Below are 14,733 nucleotides of genomic sequence, written 5' to 3' on the forward strand. Positions count from 1 at the left end.
CTTCTCCCGCCCCGCTAAAAAGCCCCCCAGCCAAGGCCGGGGGCTTTCGTCAGATCTTGAGTTTATCCATCTGATCGTTTTGACTATGTCGCAACTGCGCCAGCGTCGGGCACAATGCGCGTGCAGACAAAAAAGTTAACAGCGACAAAATTGCAGCTTGGACAGGCCAAGCCTCAAGCAACTCAAATGAATAAGCCTCTTTTTACTACAGACATAAAAAAAGGGAAGCGCTGGGCTTCCCTATCATCCTTCTGGCTCAACTACGCAGTTGCCGGAAACACTCGGCAATAATCTCCAGCCCCTGCTGTAGATCCCTGTCACTGACGGTCAAAGGCACCAAGAGGCGCAGCACATTGCCATAAGTGCCACAGGAAAGCAGGATAAGACCGCGCTCCCGCGCCAAGGTGAGGACTCGGGCGCAGTACTCCGGTTTTGGCACACCATCTTCAACCAGCTCCATGGCCACCATGGCGCCGAGGCCGCGAACATCGGCAATAAAGTCGTACTCCTGCTGCAGCTTGCCAAGCGCTTCTTTAATGACAGCACCCACCTGGTTGGCCCGCGCCAGAAGCTGTTCCTTCTCGAAGGTTTCTATCACCGCCAGGGCGGCAGCGCAGGCAAGCGGATTGCCGCCATAGGTGCCTCCCAAACCGCCGGGACCTATGGCATCCATCATCTCGGCCCGACCGGTAATACCGGAGAGTGGGAAACCGCCGGCAATGGACTTGGCAAAAGTCGTGATATCGGCGGCAACACCCATCTGTTCCATGGCAAAGAAGGTGCCGGTACGGCCGGCGCCCGTCTGCACCTCATCGGCAATCAGCACTATCCCTTCCTTGTCACACAGCTTGCGCAGCCGCGCCATAAACTCGGGGGATGCGGCATAGAAGCCGCCCTCGCCCTGCACCGGCTCAAGAATAATAGCGGCAATATCCGCCGGCTCGGCATCATTCTTGAAAATCTGCTCAATGGACTTCATCGCATCGTCGTCACTCACCCCATGCAGCGCGCAGGGATACTGGGCGCGAAACACGTTGGCCTGCATCAGCCCCATGCCCTTACTGTAGGGCGCCACTTTGCCGGTGAGCGCCAGCGTTGCCATGGTGCGGCCATGATAGCCTGAGGTAAAGGCGATGACGCCGCTGCGTTTGGTGTAGGCCCTGGCGACCTTAAGGGCATTTTCCACCGCCTCCGAGCCACTGGTAAACAGTGCCGACTTCTTGGCGAAATCCCCGGGGACCAGGGCGTTGAGTTTTTCGCAGACGGCCACATAACTCTCATAGCCCAGCACCATAAAACAGGTATGGGAGAAGTCTTCCAACTGGCGAGCAACTGCCTGCTTGACTCTGGGATGCAGGTGCCCGGTATTGAGCACGGCTATGCCACCGGCAAAGTCCAGATATTCGCGGCCCTCGACGTCCCATACCCGGGCATTTTCCGCCCGTTCCACAAACACAGGGTGTATCTGTCCCACACCCGGTGCCACTGCGGCCTGGCGCCGCACCATCAGAGAGTCATTGCTTATCATCCTGCTATCCTCTGTTGTTGTCCCGGCATTGCCGGGACATGGGTTAATCAGACCGAGAGGCAGAGATACTTGATCTCCAGATATTCCTCTATGCCATATTTAGAGCCTTCCCGTCCCAGCCCCGAGGCCTTGATGCCGCCAAAAGGCGCCACTTCGTTGGAGATAAGCCCGGTATTGATCCCCACCATGCCGTATTCCAGCGCCTCGGCGACTTTCCAGACTCTGGAGATATCCCTGGCGTAGAAATAGGCCGCCAAGCCAAACTCGGTATCGTTGGCCATGGCGATCACTTCATCGACACTGTCGAAGCGGAACAGCGGCGCCAGCGGGCCAAAGGTTTCCTCTTTGGCGACCCGCATGCTGCCATTCACCTCGGTCAAAATAGTGGGCTCGAAGAAGTTACCGCCCAGCGCCCGGCCACCTGTCTTGACTCTGGCGCCTTTGGAGACGGCATCCTCAAGATGCTCCTGCACCTTTTTCACCGCATTCTTGTCGATAAGTGGCCCTGTGGTAATGCCGGACTCTGTGCCGACACCCACCTTGAGCTCGGCCACTTTGGCGGCCAGCTTTTCGCTAAAGGCATCGTAAACGGACGACTGCACATAGATGCGGTTGGCGCAGACGCAGGTCTGGCCGGCATTGCGGTACTTGGAGATCATCGCCCCTTCCACCGCCGCATCCAGATCGGCATCGTCAAACACGATAAAGGGCGCGTTGCCGCCGAGCTCCAGTGACAGTTTCTTAAGGGTGGCGGCACATTGCTGCATTAAGTGAATGCCCACGCCGGTCGAGCCGGTGAAAGACAGCTTACGCACCACGGCGCTGTCGCAAAGGGTATTGCCTATCGCTTTGGCATCGCCGGTGATCACGCTGAAGACGCCGGGAGGAATGCCCGCTTCAATCGCCAGGTAGGCCAGCGCCAGAGCGGTAAAAGGGGTCTGCGGCGCCGGTTTGACTATCATGGTGCAACCGGCCGCCAGTGCAGGCCCCGCCTTACGGGTGATCATCGCCGCCGGGAAATTCCAGGGCGTAATGGCCGCAGTCACGCCCACAGGCTGTTTGATCACCAACAGGCGCTTGTCCTGTTGATGGCCGGGGATCGTATCGCCGTAAACCCGCTTGCCCTCTTCGGCAAACCACTCGATAAAGGAAGCGGCATAGGTGACCTCACCGCGGGCTTCTGCCAGAGGCTTACCCTGCTCTGTGGTCATCAGCAGCGCCAGGTCATCGGCGTGTTGGTTGATAAGCTCGAACCAGCGTTTGAGAATGCTGCTGCGCTCTTGGGCGGTCAACGCCCGCCAGGCCGGAAGAGCCCGCTCGGCGGCATCTATGGCTCTGTGGGTTTCAAATGCGCCCATCTCGGGCACACTGCCGATACGCTCGCCGGTGGCCGGGTTGAAAATATTGACCTTCTTGCCTGAGTCTGCGTCCAGCCACTGGCCATCGATATAGGCTTGTTCACGCAGCAGCTCACTCTGATTAAGTTTCATTGCGACTCCTTTAAATGGGCGCCGGGCGCCCTTGTACGGATAGGCATCAAATACCCAGTTTGTCCCTCAGGCTGTAATACCAGGCGCCGAGCGCAGAAAAGGGGACTCGCAGGGCATGTCCGCCGGGAAATGGATAATGGGGCAGGCTGGCAAAGGCATCGAAACGCTCCGCCTGTCCGGTCAGCACCTCGGCAATCAACTTGCCCGCCAGGTGGGTATAAGTCACCCCATGACCACTGCAGCCCTGGGAGTAATAGATGTTGCTGCCAATCCTGCCGACCTGAGGCAAACGGGAGAGTGTCAGCAGAAAGTTGCCTGTCCAGGTATAGTCGATACGGACCCCTTTCAATTGGGGGAAGGTCTTGAGCAGCTTGGGCAGGATAATCGCTTTGATATTCTCCGGATCTCGGGCGCCGTACACTACACCGCCACCATAGATCAGGCGTTTGTCGGCCGACAGGCGGAAATAATCCAGCAGATAGTTACAGTCCTCGACGCAGTAGTCCTGCGGCAACAGACTGTGGGCCAACTCTTCACCCAAGGGTTCTGTCGTGATTACCTGGGTACCGCAAGGCATGGATTTGGCAGCAAGTTGGGGCAGCAGTTTGCCAAGATAGGCATTTCCTGCCACCACCACAAACCTGGCCTTAACCTGGCCATTGGCGGTATGTACTATAGGGTACTCCCCTTCGTCGATACGTACTACGGCCGAATCCTCAAAAATTTTCCCGCCGAGAGATTCCACCGCCCTCGCCTCACCCAGCGCCAGGTTCAGCGGATGGATATGGCCGCCACTCTTGTCCAGCAAGCCGCCGATATAACGGTCTGTATTGACCACCTGGCGAATGCCGGCATCATCCAACAGCTGCAGCTGTTCTGTGTGGCCATATCGCTCCCAGAGGGCTTTTTGCTGCTGCAGATGCCCCATCTGTTTGCGGTTGATGGCGGCAAATACCCCGCCGTTTTTGAGGTCACAATCTATCTGGTATTTTTCGATGCGTTCGCGGATGATGCGGCCGCCCTCGAAGGCCATTTCGCCAAATAGCTTGGCCTGCGCCTTACCGACAGTGCTTTCTATCACATCAAGGTCGCGGCTGTAGCTGTTGACTATCTGGCCACCGTTGCGGCCCGAGGCGCCCCAGCCCACTCTGGCCGCTTCCAATACCACCACCTTGAAACCGGCCTCCAACAGGTGCAGCGCCGAGCTGAGCCCGGTATAACCGGCCCCAATCACACAGACATCGGTTTCCAGCACCTCGCTTAAGCTGTTGCGTTCACGGGTGTCATTGGCCGAATCGGCATAATAAGAGGAGGTGTGGGCAGTGGCAGTCATGGTTAATCCAGCCTTTTATGTTTGTTATTTTTAACACTTGCATCATCCTACAGAGTTAAATCGACTAAAACCAGTAGAAAACGCATTACAAAACACAAATTGTTCAAAATTTAAAACACACAAGAAAAATAGCGGCGGTGGCTGTCACAGCCAACCGCCTAATTGTTATTCCTCTGTTTGTCTGCTGCGGCGTTCGGCGCGGCGCGCCAGATACCAAGACAGGAAAGCGATCAGGGATACCACCAGAATGATCAGTGTCGCCAGGGCGTTGATCTTGGGGGACACCCCGAGCCGCACCGAGGAGAACACCACCATAGGCAGTGTAGTGGCGCCAGGTCCCGAGGCGAAGCTGGCAATCACCAGATCGTCCAGCGACAGGCTGAACGACAACAGCCAACCCGCCATCAGCGCCGGGGCTATCATGGGCACAGTTATCAGGAAGAAGGTCTTCAGCGGTGTCGCCCCCAGATCCATCGCCGCCTCTTCAATAGAGAGATCCAACTCCCTGAGGCGCGATGACACCACTACGGCCACATAGGCGGCGCAGAAGGTAGAATGGGCAATCCAGACTGTCATCCTGCCCCGCTCAGCCGGCCAGCCGAGCAGATCCGACATATGCACAAACAGCAGCATCAGCGACAGACCCGTGATCACCTCGGGCATAACCAAGGGCGCCGTAATCATGTTTGACAGCGTCAGCTTGGCCCAGGAGCGACGAAAACGTGTCATCACAAAGGCCGCCATAGTGCCTATGATCACCGCCATGGTCGAGCTGTAGAAGGCGATTTGCAGACTGGTCCAGACCGCATCCAGTATCTGCTGATCGGCAAACAGCTCGGCGTACCACTTGGCGGAAAAGCCGCCCCAGACAGTTACCAGTTTGGAGGCGTTGAAAGAGTAGAAAATCAGAATAAACATGGGGGCATACAGAAACACCAGCCCAATCCATAACATCAGGGTCGAGAAACTCAGCTTCTTCATATCTCTTTCTCCAGACTGCGGCTCTGATAGCGATGGAACAGGGTGATGGGCACAATCAGCAGCACCAGCATCACTATCGCCAAGGACGAAGCCACCGGCCAGTCACGGTTGTTGAAGAACTCCTGCCACAGCACCTTACCTATCATCAGCGAGTCCGGCCCGCCAAGCAGCTCGGGGATCACAAACTCCCCCACGGCCGGAATAAACACCAGCATGGAACCGGCAATGACGCCGCTCTTGGACAGGGGCAGCGTCACTTTCCAGAAGGTATTGAGACTGCGGGAGCCGAGATCCGCCGCGGCTTCCAAGAGGCTGACATCCAGCTTCACCAAGGTGGCGTACAGCGGCAATATCATAAAGGGCAGATACGCATAGATGATGCCGATATACACCGCCAGATTGGTATTGAGCATCTGCAGCGGCTCATCAACAATCCCAAGCCCCAGCAGCAGGTTATTGATAAGCCCTGTATTGCTCAAAATCCCCATCCAGGCGTAGACCCGAATAAGAAATGAGGTCCAGGAGGGCAACATCACCAACAATAGCAGCACTGTCTGCAACCTGGCCGGCGCCCGGGCAATGGCATAAGCCATGGGATACCCCAGCAGCAGACAGCCTAGGGTGGAAACCAGCGCCATCTTGAGCGAGTTGAGATAGGCCGAGTAATACATGGAGTCGCTGAGCAGCAACAGATAGTTACTCAGGTTGATAAATACCTGCAGCACTTCGTCGGCATACTGAAAACTTGGCTCGTAGGGCGGAATGGCAATCGCCGCGGTGGAAAAGCTTATCTTCAGTACTATGGCGAACGGCAGCGCGAAAAACAGCAGCAACCACAGATAGGGAAAGCCTATGGTCAGGTGGCGGCCTTTGAATCCTAACTTGAGCTTCTTCATGATCTTAACACCACGCCACTGGTGTCCTCCCAACTGATATAGACTTCATCATCCCAGGTGGGGTGATCGGCGCGGCGTTCACGGTTGGTCATGCTGCACTGGACTATCTGACCATTGCCAAGGCGAATGTAATACACTGAGAAGCCACCGAGATAGGCGATATCGTGGACTATGCCCTTGGCCCAGTTGTATTGCTCTTCGGGCTGCTCGCGGCTTATCAGGGTTTTTTCCGGCCTGACCGCCAACCAGACATGCTTGTCCTCGACGCTGGTAGACACACCATAACCCACGTAAAACGCCTGGTTCAGGCTCTCGGACTGAATGATCACATGATCCACCTCATCGGCGGTGATCTCACCCTCAAACAGATTCACTGTGCCGATAAACTCGGCAATCATCCGGCTGTTGGGGCTTTCATAGATATCCATAGGCGAACCGGTCTGGGCTATCCAGCCATCGCTCATGATGGCAATCCGCTCGGCCATGGTCATGGCTTCTTCCTGATCATGGGTAACCATGACGCAGGTCACCCCCACCCGCTCGAGAATTTCCACCACCTCCAGCTGCATCTGGGTCCGCAGTTTTTTATCCAGCGCCCCCATAGGCTCGTCCAGCAGCAGGAGTTTCGGCCGCTTGGCCAAGGAACGGGCCAACGCCACCCGCTGGCGCTGACCACCGGAGAGTTGATGCGGCTTGCGGCGGGCATATTTTTCCATATGCACCAGCTTGAGCATCTCCTGCACCCGCTGCTCAATTTCAGCCTTGGGTAACTTGTCCTGCTTGAGGCCGAAGGCGATATTCTGCGCCACCGTCATATGGGGAAACAGGGCGTAGGATTGGAACATCATATTGATGGGGCGTTCATAGGGCGGCAGGTGGGTAATGTCCTGACCATCGAGAAAAATGCGTCCTTCGGTAGGCTTTTCAAAACCGGCCAACATTCTCAAAAGAGTCGACTTGCCTGAGCCTGAGCCGCCGAGCAAGGCAAAGATCTCGCCCTTGTTGATGGTCAGCGACACATCATCCACGGCGCGAACATCGTCAAAGAGCTTGCTGACCCGCTCGATTTTGAGCAGCACTTCATCCTGGGTTTTATTATTGGGTTTGACAGGAATGCCCGAGGTGATTGCCATAATACTTCTCCGCAAAATACCAAATGGGCGGCTCAGCGGCCGCCGCTGGTGGAACGAGTAAAGTTTGCCTGTACTACGCAATCAGACAATGAAGGGGCACCTGGCCCCTGAGTTATTGTTATTGGCCGGATTTAACCTTGGTCCAAACCCGGGTCAGGGCCCGCTGGGCCTTGAGTGGACGAATTTCCCCCACATACAGGTTGTCCAGAGTTGCCTGTGGTGGATAGATGCCGGGATCGTTGCGGATAGACTCATCCACCAGTTTCTGCGCCGGTACATTGGGGTTGGCGTAGGAAACATAGTTGGAGATGGGGGCTATCACTTCCGGCCTGAGCAGGTAGTTGATAAAAGTCAGCGCATTATCGACATTGCCGGCGTCGGCAGGGATAGCCAACATATCAAACCAGAGGTTGGCGCCTTCCTTGGGAATGGTATAGGCGATCTTGTTGCCGTTACCTGCCTCATCGGCGCGGGTAGCCGCCTGGAGGATATCGCCGGAGAAACCGAAAGCGACACAGATATCACCATTGGCCAGATCCGAAATATAGCGCGATGAGTGGAAATAGGTGATATAGGGCCGTATCTTGGCCAGCACTTCACCGGCCTTTTCAAAGTCGGCCGCCTTGGTACTGTTGGGATCCAATCCCAGATAGATCAGCGCCTGCGGCACCATGTCATCGGCCGAGTCCAGCATGGACATGCCACAGGATGACAGCTTCTGGGCATACTTGGGGTTGAACATCAGTTCGAGTGAGTCTGTGGGCGCATCCTCTCCCAGCAGCTCTTTGACCTTGGCGACGTTATAGCCTATGCCGTTGGTGCCCCAGAGGTAAGGCACGGCATACTGATTGCCCGGATCGGCCTTCTCCAGCTGTTTCATCAACTGGGGATCCAGATTCTGATAGTTGCTCAGCTTGCTTTTATCCAGAGGCTTAAAGGCCCCGGCCTTGATCTGCTTGGCAAGAAAGTTATTCGAAGGCACGACAATGTCATAACCGGAGCGGCCGGAAAGCAGTTTGGCTTCAACCACTTCGTTGCTGTCAAACACGTCATAGATCACCCGGATCCCGGTTTCCTTCTGGAAGTTGGCCAGGGTATCTTCGGCGATATAGTCACTCCAGTTATACACCCGAACGACTTCTTCGGCCTGGGCCGTGGCAGCGGCCGCAAGGCCTCCCAACAGTGCCACAGACGTTACTTTGGTCAATAGCTTCATGCTCTCTCCTTTTACGGGTAGCAGCGGTTGTAACCCGCCTTCAATTGTTAACTTATTGTCATTGTTATTAGTGTCACCAATGCTACTCCCTAAAACCCGCATCGGCGCCTTGGCAGCAAGGTATATCATGCCCTTACCGCCAATGGCAGGCAATCTTAACCGTTCGATTTTTGTACGCTTGCGTAGGTCATATCGAGCGCTTGTTTCGCCTTTGTTACCAATTCATCGATTTGAGCCTGGGTTATCACCAGGGGTGGCGCGATGATCATAGTGTCTCCCACCGCCCGCATCACCAAGCCACTGGCAATGGAATGCTCCCGGCACTGAGTGCCTACCCCAAGCTCGGCAGCAAAGCGCTGATGACTCGCCTTATCGGCAACCAGTTCCAGCGCGGCCACCATGCCAACGCCGCGCACCTCACCCACCAGCGGATGCTGGGCCAAGACTTGCCGCAGCCGCTGCTGCAGATAAGGCGCGGTTTCCTCGGCCACTTTGGCGACTATGTTTTCCTGCTTCATCAGGCGTAAGTTTTCCAGTGCCACCGCGGCACTGAGTGGATGGCCCGAATAAGTGTAGCCGTGGGCAAATTCACCGCCCTTATCCAGCGTATCGGCGACTTTATCCGACACTATCACTCCGCCCATGGGGGCGTAGCCCGAAGTCATCCCCTTGGCTATGGTGATAAGATCCGGCTCAAGATCGTAATACTCGGCGGCAAAGTAACAGCCGGTGCGGCCAAAGCCGGTGATCACTTCATCGAGGATGAACAATATGTCGTACTTGGCGAGGATCTTTTTGATCTCCGGCCAATAGCTGTCCGGGGGGACTATCACGCCGCCGGCGCCCTGAATAGGCTCGGCAATAAAGGCCGCTACCTTGTCTTCACCCAGCTCGAGGATCTTACTTTCAAGCTCGCGGGCGCAGCGAATGCCAAACTCTTCGGCAGACTGTCCCTGGCCCTCGCCATACCAGTAAGGTTGGGCAATGTGGACTATGCCGGGAATGGGCAGATCGCCCTGGGCATGCATACCACTCATACCACCAAGACTGGCACCGGCAACTGTGGAACCGTGATAGGCATTGTGGCGCGAGATAATGGTTTTCTTCTCCGGCTTGCCCTGGATGTCCCAGTAATGACGCACCAGGCGTAAGTTGGTGTCATTGGCCTCTGAGCCAGAGCCGGTGAAGAACACCTTATTCATATGAGGTGGTGCCAGCGCGGCTATCTCGGCGGCCAGTTCAATCGCCGGCGGGTGGCTGCACTGAAAGAAGCTGTTGTAGTAAGGCAGTTCCAGCAACTGATGTGCCGCCACATCGGCGATGGAACGCAGGCCATAGCCCATGTTGACGCACCAGAGTCCGGCCATGCCATCGAGAATTTGATTGCCCTGTGAATCCCAGATATAGACGCCATCGGCGCGGGTGATCACCCGCCCGCCAGCCTGTTTCAACGCCTTGGGATCGGTAAAGGGGTGCAAGTGGTGGGCATGGTCCTTGGCCTGCCAGCTTTGGGTCTGTTGTGATTTCATCTCTCCCTCCTTAGACAGTCAGCAGCAGGAATTCCCGCTCCCAGGAACTCACCACCCGGCGAAAATTCTCAAGCTCGGCGCGCTTGACCGCAACAAAACCTGTGGTGAAGTCTTCCCCCAGATATTTACGGCAATATTGGCTCTCTTCCATCATGGCCATCGCCTCTTCCAGCGTCTGCGGCAAAGAGATCCCCGAGCGGTCTTCGTTGGCCCGGCCCTGCACCGGCGTCGAAGGTTTCACGTCTTCAACTATTCCCAAATAGCCGCACAACAAGCTGGCGGCAATGGCCAGATAGGCGTTGGCATCGGCCCCGGGGATACGGTTTTCAATGCGGCGATTTTGCGGTGAAGACTCGGGGATCCTCAGGCCACAGGTGCGATTCTCCTCGCCCCACTCCAGATTGACCGGCGCCGAGGTGCCCGGCAGGAAGCGGCGGAATGAATTGACGTTGGGCGCCATCAACGGCAAAAATTCCGGCATAAAGCGCTGCAGCCCGCCGATATAACTGAGAAAGTTCTGGCTCATGGTGCCATCTTCGCGGGTGAAGATATTCTTGCCGGTTTCCTTGTCGATAACGCTCTGATGCAGGTGCATGGCGCTGCCAGGCTCATTGGTCACAGGCTTGGCCATAAAGGTGGCGCAGACGCCGTGCTTGAGGGCGGCCTCTCTCAGGGTGCGTTTGAACACAAACACCTGATCCGCCAGCGCCAGTGGATTGCCGTGGCTGAAGTTGATCTCCATCTGCGCCGTGCCTTCCTCGTGGATCAGGGTATCGATATCCAGCTCCTGCGCCTCACACCAGTCGTACATATCCTCAAACAGGGGGTCATACTCATTGGCGGCATCGATGGAGAAGGACTGACGTCCGGATTCGGCACGGCCGGAACGACCAACCGGGGGCTTGAGTGGCAGATCGGGATCGTCACTGCGACTGGTGAGATAAAACTCCATCTCGGGGGCAATCACAGGCTCCCAGCCCTTATCTTCATAGAGCTTGAGCACTTTTTTCAATACGTTGCGCGGCGACAGCTCCAGCGGATTGCCCATCTTGTCATAAGTATCGTGGATCACCTGAGCCGTGGCCTCCAGGGTCCAGGGCAACATAAAGACCGCGTTTTCATCGGGCACGCAGACAAAGTCGATATCGGCGCTGTTGAGCAGACCATAGTAGGCCTCATCATCGACATAATCGCCGGTCACGGTTTGCAGCAGCACACTCTCGGGCAGCCGCATGCCCTTTTCATCGATAAACTTGTCTACCGGGGCAATTTTGCCGCGGGCGATACCTGTCATATCGCAGATAACACATTCAACTTCGGTTATTTTTTGTTCTTTTAAGAAGGCTTCAAGCTTATTCATATTATTTATTCCGCTGTTGCGCCCTAAGACTGCAAGCCTCCCCAAAGGCCTTAAAAATTGCGCTGTAGAAGGGGTTATTTCTGACCTGCCATTCCGGATGCCACTGCACTCCCAAGGCGAATGCCTTGGCGTCGGTGACAGAGAAGGCTTCAATCAGACCATCTGGAGCATGCGCTTCAGGCCGCAACCCCTGACCCAGGCGCTCCACGCCCTGAGTATGGACGGAATTAACCATCGCATGGCTACGGCCCCAGGCGTCGAAAAGCATCCCTCCAGGTTCTATGCTGACCTCGTGGGACAAGCCATACTGCACCTCCAGCGGCGCACTCTTGTCTTCTCTGTGTTCAATAAAACCACCCACTTCATAGAGCTTCTGGTGCAAACTGCCGCCGTAAGCCACATTCATTTCCTGAAAGCCGCGGCAGATCCCGAGTACCGGCACTCCGGCCTCTATGGCAGCGCGAATTAAAGGCAAGGTAGTGTCATCCCGCTTGGGATCATGGTGGGTGCCCGGCTCGCTGGCCGGGCCTTGGTAATGATGAGGTTCAACATTGGAGGGGGAGCCGGTAAACAATATGCCGTCCAGACGTTCGAGCAGTTGTGCTATCGGGGTATCGGCCCCCAATGCCGGGATCACCAGGGGCCAGGCTCCGGCACCTTCGACCACGCCCAAGAGGTATTTCTCGCCAACAATATTGAAAGGATGCAGCCCCAACTGCTCATTGCATGCGGTTACACCCACCAACGCCATTGCTGCCTGTGCCATATCTCACCCCAAAACACTCAAATCCAGGTCTCAGTTTTGAACATTCACTAAAGCAAATGTTCATTTTTTCACACACTACACGGATTTTTTCGCACAGGCAAGAGGTTAATATCCTGTTAAACGCAGCCTCAAACTAAAATTATTTAAGCTTTTATTTTTAAATGAATATTTAAAAATCCCTTGTATTTGAGATAGGTGTAAACAAGCTTGAACAAGGCAAAAAATTGGCTTTGCATCACACTGGTTCAGCGGGCACCAATTCGGTGCACACGGGGTTATACGGTCGATATTATTTACACTTTCAGGCAAATATGCTGCCCGAAGTGAATTTACGGGCAGCAAATCGCAATCAGCTGAGGAAATGGAAGATCAAAAGTTGGCAGGAGTGGTGGCACTGACCAGATGACAGGGTTCATCGAAAGGATTGCGGAACCTGTGTGGTTGTTCGCTATTGAAATAGTAGCTGTCACCGGCCTCCAGAATAAACACCTCTTCACCGACCGTCAGTTCAAAGCGACCGGTGATCACCAGCGCCGCTTCTTCCCCTTCGTGGCGCAGCATCTCTTCACCCGTATCGGCTCCCGGGGGATAAGTCTCCGACATCACAGACATGGCACGGTTGGGGTAATCCCGACCAATAAGCTTGAACTCCAGTGGCCCAGTGCCTATGTCCAAAAGCTCATTGGAGCGATACACCACTTTTTGCTCGGTAGTGCCGTTTTCACCTATAGAGAAAAACTCCACCAGCGACATGGGGATCCCCGAAAGCACTTTCTTGAGTGAACTGACTGAAGGGCTGACACTGTTTTTCTCTATCATAGAGATGGTGCTGTTGGTCACCCCGGCGCGTTTAGCCAGCTCACGCTGGGACAGGCCTTTCATCTTTCTAACAGCCTTGAGGCTGGCACCTATATCCAAATCGCAAATCCCCCAAAAATCTCTTATCAGGCGGTTACAGGACACGGTCGGCAGCGGCTTCTGCACAAGGGCAACCAGGGTCCCGGTGAAATTGTTTTGTATTATATGACAAAAGCATGTTAAATAAAACGAACACTTTGAAGGCAAGAGTGCGACGACCGTCGGATGTAACCAGCCGAGTCCAAACTTATAACAAGAACGGAGCCATGATGCCAATCCAGTCCCCCATTCACAGTGACAACTATCCCGCCTCTTTTTACCATACGACCGCCAAAGAATTGTTTCAGCATCCCAGGTTGGAAGAGTCCTTGGAGACAGATGTCTGCGTTATAGGCGCCGGTTTCAGCGGCCTCAACAGTGCCATAGAACTGGCTGAACGAGGCTTTGCGGTCACCATACTGGAAGCCAAAAAAGTGGGCTGGGGCGCCTCAGGGCGTAATGGCGGGGAGTTGATCCGCGGTATTGGCCATAATATTGAACAGTTTGAGCCCAGTATAGGTAAAGAAGGTGTACTGGCAATCAAGCAGATGGGTTTTGAAGCCGTCGATATCGTCCGGGAACGGATCGCGCAATATCAAATCGATTGCGATCTGCGCTGGGGCTACTGCGATCTGGCGCTGAAACCAAGACATATGCAGGAGCTTGAGCAGGAGCTTACCGAGCTTGAGCAACTTGGCTACCCACATAAGCTCAAGCTGTTGTCCAAGGAGCAGTTGCCGGAAGTCATAGGCTCTGAGCGTTATCTCGGCGCGCTCAGCGACATGGGCAGCGGCCATCTGCACCCTTTGAATCTGGCCCTCGGCGAGGCCCGTGCAGCCCGAAGCCTGGGGGTTAACATCTATGAAGACAGCGCCGCCACCGAAATCATCAAGGGCGAGCAGATACGGGTCAGGACTGAGGGCGGCGAAGTCCGTTGCCGCTATCTGATTTTGGCCGGCAATGCCTATATAGGTGCCAAACTCGAACCTCATATCGGCGGCAAGGTGCTACCGGCCGGCAGTTATTTGCTGGCGACCGAGCCTCTGCCGCAAGCTCTCTGCGCTGACATTATTCCGCAGAATATGGCCTTCGCCGATATGAGCATAGCACTGGACTATTTTCATCTGTCGGCCGACAACCGCCTGCTATTTGGCGGGCTGTGCAACTACTCGGGCAGAGATCCCAAGGACATTTGCGCCGCGCTCAGGCCCAATATGGAAAGAGTCTTCCCGGCGCTCAAGGGCGTAAAAATAGATTATCAGTGGGGTGGCATGATAGGGATAGGCGCCAACCGTATGCCGCAGATAGGCAGGTTGCCGGATAGCCCCAACATCTATTTCGCCCAGGCCTATGCCGGGCATGGCGTCAATGCCACCCATATGGCGGGTCGTCTGCTGGCAGAAGCTATCAGTCAGCAGGCTGAGCGCTTCGATATATTTGCCTCAATAGAGCATATGACCTTCCCGGGTGGCCCGGCGCTGCGCTCGCCCATTCTGGCGGCAGGCATGCTGTACCATAGATTCAAGGATCTATTCTGAACAAGGCCTGTTTTGAAGACGAGTGTATGTTGAGTAGGGAGCCATTTTGAAAATAAGTACAGCAAA

Annotated in this window: 12 protein-coding genes; 1 reads left to right on the forward strand and 11 read right to left on the reverse strand. The window is 55.3% G+C overall.

Features of this window, described 5'->3' with window-relative positions; genetic code table 11:
* Positions 1–256: 256 nt before the first annotated feature.
* From gabT to WKR14_RS15530, 11 genes are all read right to left on the reverse strand, one after another.
* Positions 257–1,528 carry a 4-aminobutyrate--2-oxoglutarate transaminase gene (gene gabT / locus WKR14_RS15480; protein ID WP_215773302.1) on the reverse strand — a complete coding sequence of 424 codons (1,272 nt, stop codon included), beginning with the start codon at positions 1,526–1,528 and terminating at the stop codon, positions 257–259.
* A gap of 47 nt (positions 1,529–1,575) precedes the next feature.
* Complete coding sequence (gabD, locus tag WKR14_RS15485; protein WP_339086791.1) at positions 1,576–3,018, reverse strand: NADP-dependent succinate-semialdehyde dehydrogenase; 1,443 nt, start codon at positions 3,016–3,018, stop codon at positions 1,576–1,578.
* A 46-nt stretch (positions 3,019–3,064) separates the two neighbouring features.
* Positions 3,065–4,351 carry an NAD(P)/FAD-dependent oxidoreductase gene (locus tag WKR14_RS15490; protein ID WP_025009897.1) on the reverse strand — a complete coding sequence of 429 codons (1,287 nt, stop codon included), beginning with the start codon at positions 4,349–4,351 and terminating at the stop codon, positions 3,065–3,067.
* Between the two features lie 165 nt (positions 4,352–4,516).
* The gene (locus WKR14_RS15495) at positions 4,517–5,332 is read right to left on the reverse strand and encodes an ABC transporter permease subunit (protein WP_025009896.1); all 816 of its coding nucleotides are present in this window, start codon (positions 5,330–5,332) and stop codon (positions 4,517–4,519) included.
* Positions 5,329–6,228 carry an ABC transporter permease subunit gene (locus WKR14_RS15500; RefSeq protein ID WP_037436682.1) on the reverse strand — a complete coding sequence of 300 codons (900 nt, stop codon included), beginning with the start codon at positions 6,226–6,228 and terminating at the stop codon, positions 5,329–5,331. The genes WKR14_RS15495 and WKR14_RS15500 overlap by 4 nt, the downstream gene beginning before the upstream one ends.
* Positions 6,225–7,361, reverse strand: a complete 1,137-nt coding sequence (gene potA / locus WKR14_RS15505; RefSeq protein WP_025009894.1) for a polyamine ABC transporter ATP-binding protein — start codon at positions 7,359–7,361, stop codon at positions 6,225–6,227. The genes WKR14_RS15500 and potA overlap by 4 nt, the downstream gene beginning before the upstream one ends.
* A gap of 118 nt (positions 7,362–7,479) precedes the next feature.
* On the reverse strand, positions 7,480–8,577 hold the full coding sequence (locus tag WKR14_RS15510; RefSeq protein WP_071238079.1) for a polyamine ABC transporter substrate-binding protein: 1,098 nt from the start codon (positions 8,575–8,577) through the stop codon (positions 7,480–7,482).
* A gap of 155 nt (positions 8,578–8,732) precedes the next feature.
* A complete protein-coding gene (locus tag WKR14_RS15515; RefSeq protein WP_286996396.1) occupies positions 8,733–10,106 on the reverse strand; it encodes an aspartate aminotransferase family protein in 1,374 nt (457 codons plus the stop codon).
* 10 nt (positions 10,107–10,116) lie between these two features.
* The gene (locus WKR14_RS15520) at positions 10,117–11,466 is read right to left on the reverse strand and encodes a glutamine synthetase family protein (RefSeq protein WP_028780689.1); all 1,350 of its coding nucleotides are present in this window, start codon (positions 11,464–11,466) and stop codon (positions 10,117–10,119) included.
* A gap of 1 nt (position 11,467) precedes the next feature.
* Complete coding sequence (locus WKR14_RS15525) at positions 11,468–12,232, reverse strand: gamma-glutamyl-gamma-aminobutyrate hydrolase family protein (protein ID WP_028780690.1); 765 nt, start codon at positions 12,230–12,232, stop codon at positions 11,468–11,470.
* A 369-nt stretch (positions 12,233–12,601) separates the two neighbouring features.
* Positions 12,602–13,150 (reverse strand): cupin domain-containing protein, encoded by a 549-nt coding sequence (locus WKR14_RS15530; protein WP_028780691.1) that lies wholly within the window; start codon positions 13,148–13,150, stop codon positions 12,602–12,604.
* A 209-nt stretch (positions 13,151–13,359) separates the two neighbouring features.
* On the opposite strand from WKR14_RS15530, the gene WKR14_RS15535 reads away from it, so the two are divergent.
* Positions 13,360–14,667, forward strand: a complete 1,308-nt coding sequence (locus WKR14_RS15535) for an FAD-binding oxidoreductase (RefSeq protein ID WP_339087757.1) — start codon at positions 13,360–13,362, stop codon at positions 14,665–14,667.
* The last annotated feature ends 66 nt before the right edge of the window (positions 14,668–14,733 follow it).

The organism is Shewanella chilikensis, assembly GCF_037953065.1.
GTDB classification, from domain to species: Bacteria; Pseudomonadota; Gammaproteobacteria; order Enterobacterales; family Shewanellaceae; genus Shewanella; species Shewanella chilikensis.